At 62.8% G+C, this 14,073-nt stretch carries 14 protein-coding genes; 6 read left to right on the top strand and 8 right to left on the bottom strand.

The window, feature by feature from the left end:
- Positions 1 to 76: 76 nt before the first annotated feature.
- Positions 77 to 1,576, bottom strand: coding sequence for a GGDEF domain-containing protein (locus tag G3480_RS05095; protein WP_164652595.1), 1,500 nt, complete (start codon positions 1,574 to 1,576; stop codon positions 77 to 79).
- 537 nt (positions 1,577 to 2,113) lie between these two features.
- Entirely contained in the window at positions 2,114 to 2,710 is a 597-nt protein-coding gene (locus G3480_RS05100; RefSeq protein ID WP_164652596.1) for a YceI family protein, read from the bottom strand.
- A gap of 139 nt (positions 2,711 to 2,849) precedes the next feature.
- Here G3480_RS05100 and G3480_RS05105 point away from each other — a divergent pair, with 139 nt between their 5' ends.
- Positions 2,850 to 3,425 (top strand): nucleoside deaminase, encoded by a 576-nt coding sequence (locus tag G3480_RS05105; RefSeq protein ID WP_338114066.1) that lies wholly within the window; start codon positions 2,850 to 2,852, stop codon positions 3,423 to 3,425.
- Between the two features lie 148 nt (positions 3,426 to 3,573).
- On the opposite strand, the gene G3480_RS05110 is transcribed toward G3480_RS05105, so the two are convergent.
- Positions 3,574 to 3,963, bottom strand: coding sequence for a hypothetical protein (locus G3480_RS05110; protein ID WP_164652597.1), 390 nt, complete (start codon positions 3,961 to 3,963; stop codon positions 3,574 to 3,576).
- 286 nt (positions 3,964 to 4,249) lie between these two features.
- On the opposite strand from G3480_RS05110, the gene G3480_RS05115 reads away from it, so the two are divergent.
- The 4 genes from G3480_RS05115 (at position 4,250) to G3480_RS05130 (ending at position 7,472) form a co-directional block, all read left to right on the top strand.
- A complete protein-coding gene (locus tag G3480_RS05115) occupies positions 4,250 to 4,867 on the top strand; it encodes an ankyrin repeat domain-containing protein (protein ID WP_240905598.1) in 618 nt (205 codons plus the stop codon).
- Positions 4,864 to 5,157, top strand: coding sequence for a hypothetical protein (locus G3480_RS05120; RefSeq protein ID WP_164652599.1), 294 nt, complete (start codon positions 4,864 to 4,866; stop codon positions 5,155 to 5,157). The genes G3480_RS05115 and G3480_RS05120 overlap by 4 nt, the downstream gene beginning before the upstream one ends.
- A gap of 86 nt (positions 5,158 to 5,243) precedes the next feature.
- Positions 5,244 to 5,981 (top strand): UDP-2,3-diacylglucosamine diphosphatase, encoded by a 738-nt coding sequence (locus G3480_RS05125; RefSeq protein ID WP_164652600.1) that lies wholly within the window; start codon positions 5,244 to 5,246, stop codon positions 5,979 to 5,981.
- Positions 5,982 to 6,722: 741 nt separating this feature from the next.
- Positions 6,723 to 7,472 (top strand): hypothetical protein, encoded by a 750-nt coding sequence (locus tag G3480_RS05130; protein ID WP_164652601.1) that lies wholly within the window; start codon positions 6,723 to 6,725, stop codon positions 7,470 to 7,472.
- A gap of 97 nt (positions 7,473 to 7,569) precedes the next feature.
- On the opposite strand, the gene G3480_RS05135 is transcribed toward G3480_RS05130, so the two are convergent.
- From G3480_RS05135 to G3480_RS05155, 5 genes are all read right to left on the bottom strand, one after another.
- Positions 7,570 to 8,040 (bottom strand): rhodanese-like domain-containing protein, encoded by a 471-nt coding sequence (locus G3480_RS05135; protein ID WP_164652602.1) that lies wholly within the window; start codon positions 8,038 to 8,040, stop codon positions 7,570 to 7,572.
- Positions 8,041 to 8,219: 179 nt separating this feature from the next.
- A complete protein-coding gene (locus tag G3480_RS05140; RefSeq protein WP_164652603.1) occupies positions 8,220 to 8,891 on the bottom strand; it encodes a response regulator in 672 nt (223 codons plus the stop codon).
- Complete coding sequence (locus tag G3480_RS05145) at positions 8,891 to 10,507, bottom strand: histidine kinase (protein WP_164652604.1); 1,617 nt, start codon at positions 10,505 to 10,507, stop codon at positions 8,891 to 8,893. Before G3480_RS05145 ends, G3480_RS05140 begins: the two co-directional genes overlap by 1 nt.
- A 221-nt stretch (positions 10,508 to 10,728) precedes the next feature.
- Positions 10,729 to 11,244 carry an SCP2 sterol-binding domain-containing protein gene (locus G3480_RS05150; protein ID WP_206171504.1) on the bottom strand — a complete coding sequence of 172 codons (516 nt, stop codon included), beginning with the start codon at positions 11,242 to 11,244 and terminating at the stop codon, positions 10,729 to 10,731.
- Positions 11,245 to 11,371: 127 nt separating this feature from the next.
- Positions 11,372 to 13,168, bottom strand: coding sequence for an ABCB family ABC transporter ATP-binding protein/permease (locus G3480_RS05155; RefSeq protein ID WP_164652605.1), 1,797 nt, complete (start codon positions 13,166 to 13,168; stop codon positions 11,372 to 11,374).
- Positions 13,169 to 13,555: 387 nt separating this feature from the next.
- On the opposite strand from G3480_RS05155, the gene G3480_RS05160 reads away from it, so the two are divergent.
- Positions 13,556 to 13,942 carry a S24 family peptidase gene (locus G3480_RS05160; protein WP_164652606.1) on the top strand — a complete coding sequence of 129 codons (387 nt, stop codon included), beginning with the start codon at positions 13,556 to 13,558 and terminating at the stop codon, positions 13,940 to 13,942.
- The last annotated feature ends 131 nt before the right edge of the window (positions 13,943 to 14,073 follow it).

Consider the following 14,073-nt stretch of genomic DNA (forward strand, 5'->3'; position numbering starts at 1 on the left):
ACATGGTCGGACTCGATAGGGTCAGTCTGTTGAGTAAATCCCATCTTAACCGGGTAAACTGTTATTCGGAAATCACCTAAGCAGCGACAACAATCCGGTTTCGGCCCAAGCGCTTAGCGTCATAGAGGGCGCGATCGGCGGCGCGGACCAGATCGATCGAATCCTCCAAGCGGCACTCACCATCCATGTGCGCGGCGATCCCGATCGAGGTGGTGACATGGAAGCGCCCGCCGGACTCACCAAGGTGCAAGGTCTGCTCAACGGCAGCCCTGAGCCGCTCGAAGACCTTGAGAGCACCCTCCAGCCCATGGCCTGGCAGGAGCACCACGAACTCCTCACCGCCGTAGCGCATGATGTAGTCGCGCTCGCGCAGGTTCTTCTTCAGCACGCCAGCGACCTTGACCAGCACGGCGTCACCGATCAGGTGGCCCTCGGTATCGTTGACCTGTTTGAAATGGTCGAGGTCGATGAAGCCCAGGGTCAGCGGCCAGGCGTTGTCGATCGCGAGGCCGAATTCGATGTCCAGGATCTGATCGAAATGACGCCGGTTGTGCAGCCCGGTCAAGGCGTCGTGGATGGCGGCCTTCTGCAGCAACTCAGCGGCCTGCTCCATCTCGATGAAGCGCTGGTGGTGCTCCGTCGCCTGCTGGATGAGCCGCAGATTGCGTGTCGCGAGGATCTCGCGAGCCTGATCGGCGAGCCCGAACGCCATGGCTTGTGAGACGACCTCCAGCTCGAAGAGTGCGCCCACCTCGGGTAAGTCAGTCACGACATCTTCCACCAACGACGCCAAGCTGTCCGGGGCCAAGCCGAGCCAATCGCTGGCAGAACTGGCCGCCGATTCCATAGCATCCGCCGAGCCCTCGGACAGGACGAAATCGGCGAGCTGAGCACCGACCGCCACCGGATATACGAACTGCTTCTGCTCGTCATCCAGCGCATCGCTATCCGGGCTGTGCACGGCCAGTGCCGTCATCGCAAGACGCTCCGGCATCCCCCAATGCTGCATCAGCCAAGTGCCAGCTTCGCCATGATCGTAACCGAGGGCATCGCGCTCGAGACGCACAAAGCTTTGATGATCGTCGTACTGCTCGAGCAAGGGGAGGTAGCGGTCTGGCACGGCCGCATAGAGGGCCAAGATACCGAGATCCTGCAGCAAACCGCCGAGATAAAGTTCGTCGAGCGAGCCCAGCCCCGCACGCTCGCCAATCTTTCGGGCCGCCAAGGCAGTGACGATCGACCGCTTCCAAACGCGCTCCAAGGCGCTCTTTTGGGCCTTTGCGGCGCCAAAAAGGTCCGACAGCGTGAAGCTCAGCGCCATGGTCATGGTGGAATTGAGCCCCAGAAGCATCACGGCCTGATGCAGATTGGTCGTGGTCCGACGCTGGCCATAGAGCGGGGAATTGCAGACACGGAGCATACGGCTCGAAAGTGCGGGATCCTTCGCCAACAAGCCGGCCAGGGCGCCGATGTTCACGTCCGGATCGCGGCCCATCTCCACGATGCGAACCACGACCCCTGGCAAGGAGGGCAGATTGGGGCAGTAACGCAGGACGTCACTCACCTTGGAGGTCATGAGCGTCCTCGCAGGTGACCGCGATGAGGCAGGCCAGCCGGTCCGGCCATGACCGCACTTGGATCGCTGCTCAGAGCACAGATCGCACGCTTGCCCGCCGCACGCGCGCAGTTTTTATCGAGCAGATCTGGTCGGCCCGACTCTGAAGACGCCTTGAAACGCCAGGCTGCTTGGAGCATCAGCCCATTTGCCTCCCCTCGGCAGTTAGCACGGATACCGATGCGCGATGATACCGACTTAAGTCCTGGGGTGCGCGCTTGCGTTCTAAACCCTCTAAACCACTAGCGAGGCTTCGCCTCAGACCGACGCGTCATGCCATCGGGATGGCTATCGGAATCGGGATCGCTACCGTCGGTTCGATCCCGATCCCGACGGCCTTGGATGATCGGACGCTTCATCGAAATTTGACTCGTCTGCAAGCATTTTGCGCCCTCAAGGATTTTAGGACGCTCGATCCGTGAGCGTCCTCGGGCTTAGGCGCGTCATCCGTCAGCAGAGGAGCGATGCTAAGACAAGCCTGCGCCCGCCCGCAGCTCATCATTGTGCGGCGGCCGGCGTGCTCACGAAGGTCACCACGAAGGTGACAGGTACGGCGTCGCTGATGCTATCGAGGCCGGCAATCTCGCGGAGCTTCTCGACACCGTCGCCGAGGCCGAACTTGGCCGCGTCCACGAGCAATGGCTTGGTTGTTGCCACCAAGAGGGTCGCGTCATCGAGCTTCGCGACCCGAATGGACAAGGTCATGGGCTGGGTCTTGCCGTGGAGGGTCAGGTTGCCCTCGGCGGCAATTTGAGTCATTTCGCCGACACCGAGAGCCGTGATCGCCTCGGGATCCACCTTGGCGGTGAGCGTTGCCTCTTTGTAGTCCGTGGTCTGGAAGAGGATCTCGCGCATGCGCTCGTTGCGAATCGGCACCAGAGTCTCGACACTGTCGAGCATGAGGGAAACCTCTGCTTGACCGCTGCTGTCGATGGAGCCCTGCATCTCGGTAAAACTATTGTTCTCAGCGACATCCTTGGCCTTGATCGTGACGTAGGTGACCGCCGACCGAGCAGGGTCTAGCGACCAGTCGGCAAGCGTTGGCGCGGATACGAGACTTGCAAGTAGAGCCAGCGGCAGTAGTGATTTATACATTGAGCCCTCCGTTGGGTGGTCTGAGTTCTCTGGCGGCCGGCCAACCCTGAGTTGAGGTCAGAGCCGCCGTCGCGTTGATCTGTGTCGAGAATCTGGAACCGAAATCTTGAGAAACAAGCGCGCGTAGGAGGGCATTGGGGTGAGAAAGATCGAGATTGTCGTACCAGAATGGGTTGAGGGCTTCCTCGACGCACGGGAGTCAAGGCTGAGCGGAGACGCGCAGCGGATGCAGCTGGTCTTGGATCTAACACGCGCCCACATCCGCGCCGGAACGGGCGGCCCCTTCGGCGCGGCCTTGTTCGATGCGCAGAGCGGCGAGCTGATCTCCGTCGGCGTCAATCTGGTCGTCGCCTCACACTGTTCGATCGCCCACGCAGAGATGGTGGCAATCGCCAGCGCCCAGCAACGGCTTGGACACTACGATTTGAGTCAGGCCGTCCCCGGCGGCTGCGTCATCTACAGCAGCGCGGAGCCCTGTGCCATGTGTCTCGGCGCCATCCCTTGGTCCGGAGTCGAGCGTTTGGTCTGCGCGGCGCGCGACGCCGACGCCCGCGCGATCGGCTTCGACGAGGGCCACAAGCCCTCGGACTGGCAACGGGGTTACGCCGAGCGCGGCATTGAGGTCACTAGGGACATCTTGCGACAGGAGGCGAGCGCGCTGCTGCGCGACTATGCGCGGCACGGCGGCGAGATCTATGGCCCGAAAGAGCACTAGCGGGGCTTCGCCTCAGACCGACGCGTCATGCCATCGGGATCGGGATCGTCGGTTCGATACCGATACCGATGGCCTTGAATGGTCGGACGCCTCATCGAAATTTGACTCATCTGCAAGCATTTTGCGCCCTCGAGGATTCGAGGGTCGATCAGGGAGCAGCAGGGCTGTCCACCGGCAAAATGATCATGCGCTCGACATCTGCGAGCCGAACCTGGCGGCCGTCCAGGGTCTGGATTTGGCGACCACCCACGTCGCCGCGATGGGCACGGTAGGTGATCACCTCACCCGTGTTGGCGTTCACCACTTGGACCTGAACGACCTCACGCGTCTCGAGCCAGCCTTGCAGCATCACCAGGACGCTGCCTCCCGCCATGATGGCCAAGACCACTGCGGCGGCCAACCGGGCAGCGCCGCGCGGCAGAAGCGGAGCAGACGGCGGTTCGAGGCCGCGCGCGACACGCTCCGAGCGCCAGCGCGCGCGCAGAACGGCATAGGCGCCAAAGAGCACCAATAGAGTCAAGGCCAGTTTTCCGATCATCCCAATTCCCACCTTCCTCGGTAGAGGCTGTCCTCAGAGACGCCCAGGGCTCGGGCGGCGAGGCGGCACAAGAGCAGACGGCACAAAAAGGAAGCGCAACGCGTGCCGGCAGACAGCGCCGGGTTGCGAGGCCACAAGCACCGGAATTACCATCGCGGGCCTCTACCGAGACAGTCGCAAAGGAGACGGTCGCAAAGGGCTCATGCCTATGTATCGCCCAATACTCGTTTTTCTTCTCGCGGTCGCCGCCTTGATTGCGGCCTGCACCGAACCAGAGCCTCCCACCTTGAGCCTCTATCGCGCCGTGCATTCGGGCGATCTGAACCAGGTGATGCGGCACCTCTACTGGAAAACCGATATCAACCAGCCAGACATCGACGGTAATTATCCGCTGCACGTCGCGGCCCACGACGGCCGCGTCAGGATCGCCCGCGCCTTGGTCGAGCATGGCGCTGACCCAGAGACCCGCAACGCGGCCGGCGAGAGCGCACTGCGCGTCGCCTTGGGCAATGGCAAGACCCAGGTCGCCGACATGCTGCTGAGCGAAGGCACCTCGATCAACCCGCAGGCGATGCTCGCGGAGCTGGTCCAAGCCGGCGTTTCCGACCGCGACAGTTTCCAGTTTTTGCTGCGTCGCGGCGCGAGCCTGTCCCAAGTCGACGACGCCGGTGATACCCTGCTGCACCTCGCCATCGCCAGGGGCCACCTGGACACCCTGGCACGTTTGATCACACTCGGAGCCGACGTCAACCAGCCAGATCGCGACGGTCAGAGGCCCTTGACGCTGGCCCTGAAGCAAGCGAAGCAGTCGCATGACGACGGCCGCAACATCGTCGAACTGCTCAAGCGCAATGGCGCATCCGACGCTGCATTATCACCTGAGACACAGAGGAAGCCACAATGACGGAGCGGATCGAAGACTTGACCGTAAGCTATACGGAAGACGGCATCGAAACCACGAAGGAACTCGACAAGGTCATCCTATCCAAGGGAAGCTGGACCACCATCCTCTTCCGCTATCAGGACTGGGATCGCGCAAAGGCCGAATACGGCCCGGAGCGCTACACCATCCGCCGCTATCAGAAGCGCAGTGGCGAGTATCGCCAGCAATCCAAGTTCAACATCTCCAGCCGAGCACAGGCCCAAGCCTTGGTCGCCGCGCTGCAGGGCTGGATGGATGTCAGTGAGGATTGACCCAAGGCGCGCAGGGAACCGGCCGCCGCGCGCGACCCAGGCACCCTGCGCAAGCGCACGCCCAAATCGCCCGTGAAGGAGCAGTCATGACGCGCTCATCGGGCGAATCCCTCTTCATCTCCGACCTCCATCTCGCACCAGAACGGCCCGCGACCATCGAACTGCTGCTGCGCTTTCTCGGCGAACGGGCCCGTCAGGCAGAGCGGCTCTTCATCCTTGGCGACCTCTTCGAGACCTGGATCGGTGACGATGACGACGCGCCGGCCTACATCGAGGTTCGTGCCGCCCTCCGTCGGCTTGTCGAGGCGGGCACGCACTGCGCGCTCATGCACGGCAACCGGGACTTTCTCATCGGCCGAACCTTCTGCCGCGAAACGCACTGCCAACTGCTCAAGGATCCGACCGCGCTCGAACTCGGCGGTGAGCGCGTCCTGCTGATGCACGGTGACCTGCTCTGTAGCGACGACATCCCCTATCAGCGATTCCGGCGTCGCATCCGCAACCCCCTCGTCATCTGGCTGTTCCGCCGCAAATCGCTGGCGAGCCGGCGGGCCCTTGCTGCGAACTACAGACGTAAGAGCGGCGCCGCAACCTCGGCAAAGGCCGAGCACATCATGGACGTCAACCAAAACACCGTCGTCCGTTATCTGCGCCGCTACGCAGCGAACCGCTTGGTTCACGGTCACACACACCGGCCCGGTGATCACAGCATCGATCTCGGCGGCGAGTTATTGCATCGGCACGTCCTTGCGCAGTGGCACGAAGCTACCGCCGAAGCCCTGGCTTACAGAGACGGCCGCTGGTATCGCGAGGCCCTTGTCTAGCGAGGCTTCGCCTGAGACCGACGAGTCATGCCATCGGGATCGCTATCGTCGGTTCGATACCGATACCGATCCCGATCCCGATACCGATACCGATACCGATACCGACGGCCTTGGATGGTCGGAGGCTTCATCGAAATTTGACTCATCTGCAAGCATTCTGCGCCCTCTTAAGGATTCTAGACCCAAGGGTTCCGCCCCCCCTTCCGACCCCTCCACCTGCTCAAGCGCCAGCTTGATTCGTCTCAAGAGCGAGCCAGACGTGCGCATATCGGCGTGTATGCTAGGATCAAGGATGCAGGAGCAACCCGGCTTTGCATTGTCACAAGCCCCTGTCGCAAACCTGCGACGAAAGTGACGAATCGCAAGTGTGACAAGGCATTTTTCAATACTGATCAACGGTATCGCTTTTCCGATCAGCGGTAAAATCAAGAACTGGCGACGCCATCACTCAAGGCATTGACAAGGTGAATTGTCAGAGTACTCAGCCCTTAGTTTTCTTTTAGTTAGGAAGGCTAATTTACAGAGCGAATTAGGAATCGCCCAGATCAGCCGTGCCCTTGTTTCGATCGAGGCACGCAAGCTGCATTATAGATTGCAGTAACGAGCAGCCGATGCCCGCGGCCCGGGCAATGAAACGCTTGCCTCTACGACGGATTCGCGAGATGACCACACAGCGCGAAAACCATCGTGTCTTAAATGATGCGGCAAGCGGACTCAGGGAATCGACGAGCAAGTAATTACATGAGCACTAGACGCTTCGCACTCATCTTGGTCCTGGCCTTCTCGCCTGGCTTGGTCGGAAACGCCTTTGCGATCTCGATCCGCTACGAGCCCGGAATCACCCATGAGGCCCGTGCGATCACGGAATATCGGACAACGGGCGCCATGATCGAGGGCCTCGAGGTGACGGCCTTCTTCTCGAACGGGGCATCCGAAAGCCTGAGCTGGGCCAGTAGCGACGCCGCATCCGGCGGGGTCATGGGCTCCGGCTGGTCACTGACGCAGTCGGGAGACACCTTTCGGTCCGCTTGGACCCTCAGCATGGACGCACCGAGCACCAGCTCCACCGACAGGGCGCCATCCATCGCCAGGCTCGTCCTCAATGCTGCTCCAGGCCGCTCGGTCTTCGATGTCGATGTGACCGACCAGGACGGAAGCGGAACGGCCGGCTCCAAGGCGGGTGGGGCCTTCGCGCTCGAGGGTCAGCGCCAAGGGCTTGCGGTGACCTACTCGGATCAGGTCGCAATCGGTAATCAACGCGCCCTCGGAGATCTCTACAACACCTTGACGCTCGAGTTCAGTGAGACCAGCTTCTTCAGTGCAGGACAAAGCCTGAACTTCGTGGCGGACATGGACAGTATCTTGACCTCTCCGAAGCAACTCGGCGGCCTTGACGACCGCGTCGCGGTGCCGATCCCGAGCGCAGTCTGGCTCTTCGCGTCCAGCCTGGCGGGAATTGCAGGCATTGGCCGGTGGTCGCGCAAATCCTGAGGCGAGCAGCTAGCCCGATCAATGCCACAACGCCCCATCCAGGAGCCAGTCGGGCAATCGCCTAAGAGGACTGACGCCGACGGCAGAGAACTGCTGGTCAGCCAGCACTCGGACGCATCTGCTCCGAGCGCAGGCGTGGCGTGAAGTAGACATCCGCATCATCGAGATCAACCGACCTCCCCTCCGCATCGACGAGCGGCTGCTCGTAATCCTTCCAGCCACGCAGCCCGGTCTGGAGCGAGACGACATCCTTGTACCCCAGAACATTCATCGAATGGGCCGCCAAGACGCTGCGGTAGCCTGAGCGGCAGACCACCACCACCTCGCGCTCGCGCGCCCGCACCAGCTCGGGCACCGTCTCCTCATAGTCCCACTCGCAGGCAGACTCCAGAATACCGCGCGGCACGTTCAATGATCCCTGAATGTGCATGGCGGCAAACTCCCCTGGCTCGCGCACGTCGACGATGAGCAGGTCGGGATTCTCTTCCAGCCGCTCCTCGAGATCCCAGGGCATGATCTCTCGGATGTCAGTGAGGCAGTTCTTGATAAGCTCTAAGAAGTTCTTCACGGGTGCAACATCTCCTCTGTGATTCTGCGAAGCTGCGATCTCGGTTGACCGATACGCGCCTAAACACTGCTGAGCTGAAGACCATAGCCCGACCATGCAAGCCCGCGCATTCAAAATCCGCAGTGCGAGACTCGGAATCATTGGATGTCCGTACCTCAACCCGAGGTAACAGGCGGCCGCTAGCTCGGCAGGCCAGGGTCACGGGTCACGGCGCGCTCGCACAGCCCGCGCTCCACCGCGATCACCGCCGCCTCCACGCGCGAGTGCACCTCCAGCTTGCGGAGGATCGCCTTCACATGCAGTTTGACGGTACCGTCCGAGATCCCCAATCGGCGCGCGATGGCCTTGTTGCTTTGCCCTTCAGCAAGGTGGCAGAGGATCTCTTGCTCGCGCGGCGTCAGGTCGGTGGCGCCGTTCTGCGGCTGTGCCACCTTAGCCTCACCCTGGACCGCCTTGGCGAGCACGATGGCCAACTCGGGCGCGACGACCGTCTTGCCCTGCACGATCTCGCCGAGCGCGGCGATCAAGGCATCTGGCTCCATGTCCTTGAGCAGATAGCCCTGGGCGCCGCCCTGAAGGGAATCGATGACGTCACGCTCCTCCGCGCTGGTCGTGAGCATCGCGATCGGCATGGTCTGGTCAGCGGCACGCAGCTCCCGCAGCAGGTCGAGCCCGGAGAGCTGCGGCATCCGCATGTCCAGCAGCACCGCGTCAGGACGCGTCTCGGCGACCTTCTGAACACCAGCGGTGGCGTCGCCCACGGCGGCGACCACCTGGATCCCACGGCGCTCCAGCAGTTCCTGGAGCCCGAACCGGAAGAGTGCATGGTCGTCGATCAAGAGTACGCGCATCAGGCAGCCTCCAGCGATGGGCGCGGCGGGCGCCGATTGACCTCGAACATGACCTCGACCCGCGTCCCCTCGCCGGGCTCACTCTCGATGCGCAGCTCGGCGCCGATGCGGCGCGCGCGCTCTTCCAGGATTGAGAGCCCGATGCGCTCACCGGGCTGAGCGCCGTCGGCCGGGGCGCTGAACCCAACCCCATCGTCCTCGATCAGCAGCACATGTTGACCGCCCGCCTCGCGCGTCAGCAGAACCCGCACGGTATGTGCTTTGGCATGCTTGCGGACGTTGGCAAGGGACTCTTGGGCGATGCGCAGGAGCTGAAGCTCCTCGGTTGCGGACAGCTCGAAGGGCCGACAGTCGTTCTGAAAGAGCACATGGGCACCCGTCTCCTGCCCCAGACGCTTGGTCAGCTTCTCGAGCGCTGGAACCAAGCCGCGCCGATCCAGCGGGGCGCGGAAACTGCTTAGCAGCTCGCGCAGCTCGGTGTGGGCCTCGTCCAGGGCATTGCGGATGCGGCTGAGATCGTTGCGGGCCTCGGGCGGGATGGGGCTGCCGGCCAGTGAATCGCCCAGCATGCGGCACTGAAAGCGCAGGCTGGCGAGCGTCTGGGCCAGCGAGTCGTGCAGCTCATGGGCCAGCGCGTTACGCTCCTCCAAGATGGACGCGCGATGCGCCTCGGCATCGGATCTCTGCTTGGCGATCGCCACCCCCAGGTGGTGCCCGACGGTGAAGAGCAGATCCATGATGTCCTCGCGGGACTTCAAGCCGGGCCGATCGACGAAGATGCTGTAGACGCCGAGCAGCTCATCGCGATGCTCCAAAGGCACGGTCACGACCTCCATCTCGGAGCTGGCGAACATGCGCCGGCCATAGATGCGCGAGCAATAGCGGGCATCGTTGTCGCAGAGGATATCCCCTGGCGCCAACACGCTGCCGCAGATACAGAGGTCCACGGGCGTCATGTCCTGCTCACGCACCAAGCCGTCATCGAGTCCGATGGAGCCAACCAAGCGGCGCGTGCCATCCGGCATCACCAAGCGCACCGTCGCGGCACGGCCGTTGATCATCTCCTTGAGCACGCGCAGGAACCGCAGCAGCAGCTCCTCGACACTCTCGGTCTGATGGATACCAGCCGCCACGTCGTAGAGAATCTTGAGCGACGCGGTCTTCTGGGCCAACCGCCTGGTCTGGCGCGCCACGCGGTTGTCCATGTCCTCGTAGAGGTCTGTGAGTTCTTCGTTCAGGCTGCGGATATCCTGTGCGATTGGCCCCAGCACGCCCACGTTGGACAGGGTATCGCTCGCACCCGGCTCGCCCTGGCAGACACGCGTCAGCGAGTGCTCGAGACGCACCAGGGGAATGAGCAGCTGCGCACGCAGCCTGGCCCAAGCGAAAAAGCCCGCGGCTGCGGCGAGCAGCAGAGAGACCAGGCTCAGCCGTGCGAAACCGCCCGGCCCCGGCGCGTCAGAGTCAGCCAGGAGGAACACAACGGAAAGCGCAAGGGCAACGACAATGGTGAGCAGGGGCACCATCAGTCGCGACTCGCGCAAGAGGTCACGGACGCGCGCGACCTCCGAGCGTTGATCCGGGTCCAGTCGGAGACGTGGGGCGAAGAGGGTCATTTGGGTCGAAGGTGCGCGATGCGTTGGGCCAAGATGACGACCATCATAAGGCCCAGTCAGTCTTCAACCTAGATCCAGCAGCCGACCGCTGCCTGCTGCATGCAACGCACTGATCGCAACGAAAGATGGAGGGCTCCCGCAACTCACCCGCCGGGTGAAGCCCGCTGGCCTCGCCCCAGCGCCCAGCCGGACCGGACAACGCTGGGAAGAGGCAAGGTGCCTTACTTCGGGCAGGCAGCCGTTTCCCCAGGAACCTTGCCGGTCAGGAGAAGAAAGTTGTCGAAGGGACCCATGACGCCCATCGCCTCACCTTTGGGTCCTTGGAACTTGAGCTTCCCGGTCATCATGGCGCCCATGGCGCCACATCCGAAACTGCCCTTGCCCATGCAGTCCCAATCCTCGTCCGAGGCGTACATGAGGTAGTCCACCTTGGGATCCAGGGTCGCGTGCTGCACCGCACCGCCGCGCTCGCAATGCGCCTTGCCGTCCTTGTTGCGGATCTCCAGCTCGACCTTCGACCCAGCGCCGCACTTGGCGCGATAGAGCTGGATGACCTTGTAGCCGCGTCCAGCGTCGTTCCCGGCCCAGGCATCGCCGCCGAGATCATTGGTGAGGGCCGGCGTGCTGTTCCACGCCGAGCAGGCTGCCGACGCCCAATCGGCATCCATGAAGGTCGCAGCGGAAACCGCGGACGAGCAGGTCAGGGCCGCCAATGCGGCAGTGAAACGGATCATCATCGAGCTGTCCTCTTCGGTGGGTGGACCGCTGAAAGCGGTCTTCTGGAGTTGGTCGTGCCGACCCATGGTAGCCGTGCGCCCTGATCGGGGACAACTGGTCGATCTGCCGGCGCACCCAAGGTTGCTGCTAGGGCAGCGCCTCGACGCCTTCGCGCTTCTGCAGCTCCCACATAGACGCATAGTGCCCGCCTGCCTCCAGCAGCGCGCGATGCGTGCCCTGCTCGCGAATGCGCCCCTGTTCCATCACCAGGATGCGGTCGGCGTCAACCACGGTCGAGAGGCGGTGCGCGATCACCAGGGTCGTGTGGTCCTCGGCGACCTCGGACAGCGTCTGCTGAATCGCCTGCTCGGTGTGACTGTCGAGCGAGGAGGTCGCCTCGTCGAAGATGAGGATGCGCGGGCGTTTGAGGATGGCGCGCGCGATGGCGACGCGCTGCTTCTCGCCGCCGGAGAGCTTGAGCCCGCGCTCGCCGACGACCGTCTCCCATCCGTCCGGCAGGCTTTCGATGAAGGCGCGGATATGCGCCATCTCCGCCGCGCGCTCGATCTCCTGAAAGGTCGCGCCAGGCCGTCCATAGGCCAGGTTGAAGCGGATGCTGTCGTTGAAGAGCACCGTATCTTGGGGAACGATACCGATGGCGGCGCGCAGGCTCGCCTGCGTCAGGTCGCGCAGATCCTGACCGTCGATCAGGATGCGCCCGCCCGTCACGTCATAGAAGCGGAAGAGCAGACGCGCCAGGGTCGACTTGCCGGCACCGCTGTGGCCGACGACCGCGATCTTCTGGCCGGGCTCGATCGCAAACTCCAGGCCGTGAAGGATCTTGCGCTCCGGCTGGTAGTGGAAATCGACCTGCTCGAACCGGATGCCACCCTCACTCAGCCGCAGCGGCTTGGCGTCGGGGCGATCGACGATCTCCGGCTCGCGCTCCAGCAGCTTGAAGACCAGGTCCATGTCCGCCAGGGCGTACTTGATCTGGCGGTAAACGATGCCGAGAAAACCCAGAGGGATGAAGAGCTGCAGCATCAGGGCGTTGACCAGGACCAGGTCGCCCACGCTCATGGCGCCAGACACGACGCCCTCGGACGCGAGGGCCATGATGCCGGTGACGCCGATGGCGATGATGGCGCCTTGACCGAAGTTCAGCAGCGACATGGAGGTCTGACTCTTGACCGCCATCTCCTCCCATTCCTCCAGCGTCCCGTCGTAGCGCTTGAGTTCCATGGGCTCGTTGCCGAAGTACTTGACCGTCTCGTAGTTCATCAAACTGTCGAAGGCCTGGCTGTTGGCCTCCGAGTCCAGCCTGTTCATACGGTGCCGGTATTCCATGCGCCACTCGGTGATGGCGAAGGTAAAGGCGAAGTAGACGACGACCGTGCCGAAGGTCACCAAGGCGAAGTAAGGCGAATAACGCCCGATCATGATGATGCCGACCAGCGAGAACTCGACCACCACTGGCATCACGCTGAACACCAGATAGTTCATGATGGTCGAGACCGAACGCGTGCCGCGCTCCAGGTCACGGCTGATGGCCCCGCTCTGGCGCTCCAGGTGGTAGCGCAGCGAGAGCCGGTGCAGATGCTCCAGCACGCGCGTCGACAGGCGCCGCATGGCCCGATAGCGCACCCGCGCGAAGACCACGTCGCGCAGCTCATTGAAGAGCGAGGCGCTGAGCTTGAGCGCGCCGTAGGCGAGCAAGAGACTGAACGGCAGGATCAGCGTCTGCGCCTCGACATGCTGAAAGGCGTCGACGATGTCCTTGAGGATCAGAGGCACACCGACATTCGCCACCTTGGCGAGGATGAGGCACCCCAGCGCCAGCGCGGCGCGCCCGCGAAACTCCCAAAGAAAGGGCAGCATGCCGCGCAGATTATGCCAATCCCGACGGTCCCCATGGATCCGCTCGGTCGCAAAGACTCGATTCATTTGGCCTTGTGTCTTCATGCCCTACTGTGACTCGGTCGCCGAGACTGCTTCCGAAGATATGTACCCAAAGAGGAGGCGAGCGCACTCGCAAAAGTCGGCCCCACCAGGCCCAGCTCGCGGACAAGCCGCCCACAGGCCAGTCATCGCCTTCTCACATTGGGGCAGGTCTTCCGCGCAAAGCGTCAATTTTTCATCATCGCAGATATCCACCTGCCCAGCACGGACAATGGACAGGACGTTTGCGCAGCTCGGCTTGGCCCGCCGCCGAGCGGGTGCGATCATCTTGAGCTTTTGCCCTGTCGCCCTAACCCCAGCGCAAACCCCTTCACAGCGCAACCCCTTCAATTAGGCGACGCCCCAGTGAAGCGAAGCTAGCGAGGACCTATCATGAGCGAATTAGAACTGGCGGGCTCCGGCTGCAGCCTCCACGAGCCTTATGCACTCCAGGTGCTCGGTAACGAGATGGAGCCGGAGTTTCCCGACCGCTGTATCGTCATCATCGAGCCCACGGACCAGTGCCCGAATCATGCGTTCGTCTTCGCGGATGTCGAGGGCGTGCGCTGGTTCCGCCAGTATGCACGGGACGCGGCCGGCAAAGAGCGCCTGGTCGCGCTCAACGCGCTCTATCCGGACATCGAGCTCGAGGGTCTAGCCTGGTCGGTCCTCGGCGTCATCATCCAGCGCAATATCCGTCGTCAGGTTAAGCACTATGATTACACTCAACAACCTAGCTCCCGCACAGCGGCCAAGATCACCGACCTGACGGGCCAGTAATCTTTCAGTCTGGGCGGAACCGAAGGCAAAGGTTGACCGACTAAGCAATTCGCGACAGTGACTCTTGGCCTGCGACGCGACTCAGCAGGATCATCATAGCGTCCAGCCGAGAGAGGCTGCTCCCCGCTCAG

The sequence above is a fragment of the Thiorhodococcus mannitoliphagus genome (genome assembly GCF_010915725.1).
Lineage (GTDB): Bacteria > Pseudomonadota > Gammaproteobacteria > Chromatiales > Chromatiaceae > Thiorhodococcus > Thiorhodococcus mannitoliphagus.

What these genes read in the sequence shown, in the direction of transcription:
- G3480_RS05155 (WP_164652605.1), bottom strand. Translation starts at nt 13,168, where the DNA reads ATGAATCGAGTCTTTGCGACCGAGCGGATCCATGGGGACCGTCGGGAT.
- G3480_RS05110 (WP_164652597.1), bottom strand. Translation starts at nt 3,963, where the DNA reads ATGATCGGAAAACTGGCCTTGACTCTATTGGTGCTCTTTGGCGCCTAT.
- G3480_RS05150 (WP_206171504.1), bottom strand. Translation starts at nt 11,244, where the DNA reads ATGATGATCCGTTTCACTGCCGCATTGGCGGCCCTGACCTGCTCGTCC.
- G3480_RS05095 (WP_164652595.1), bottom strand. Translation starts at nt 1,576, where the DNA reads ATGACCTCCAAGGTGAGTGACGTCCTGCGTTACTGCCCCAATCTGCCC.
- G3480_RS05160 (WP_164652606.1), top strand. Translation starts at nt 13,556, where the DNA reads ATGAGCGAATTAGAACTGGCGGGCTCCGGCTGCAGCCTCCACGAGCCT.
- G3480_RS05125 (WP_164652600.1), top strand. Translation starts at nt 5,244, where the DNA reads ATGACGCGCTCATCGGGCGAATCCCTCTTCATCTCCGACCTCCATCTC.
- G3480_RS05100 (WP_164652596.1), bottom strand. Translation starts at nt 2,710, where the DNA reads ATGTATAAATCACTACTGCCGCTGGCTCTACTTGCAAGTCTCGTATCC.
- G3480_RS05140 (WP_164652603.1), bottom strand. Translation starts at nt 8,891, where the DNA reads ATGCGCGTACTCTTGATCGACGACCATGCACTCTTCCGGTTCGGGCTC.
- G3480_RS05130 (WP_164652601.1), top strand. Translation starts at nt 6,723, where the DNA reads ATGAGCACTAGACGCTTCGCACTCATCTTGGTCCTGGCCTTCTCGCCT.
- G3480_RS05145 (WP_164652604.1), bottom strand. Translation starts at nt 10,507, where the DNA reads ATGACCCTCTTCGCCCCACGTCTCCGACTGGACCCGGATCAACGCTCG.
- G3480_RS05120 (WP_164652599.1), top strand. Translation starts at nt 4,864, where the DNA reads ATGACGGAGCGGATCGAAGACTTGACCGTAAGCTATACGGAAGACGGC.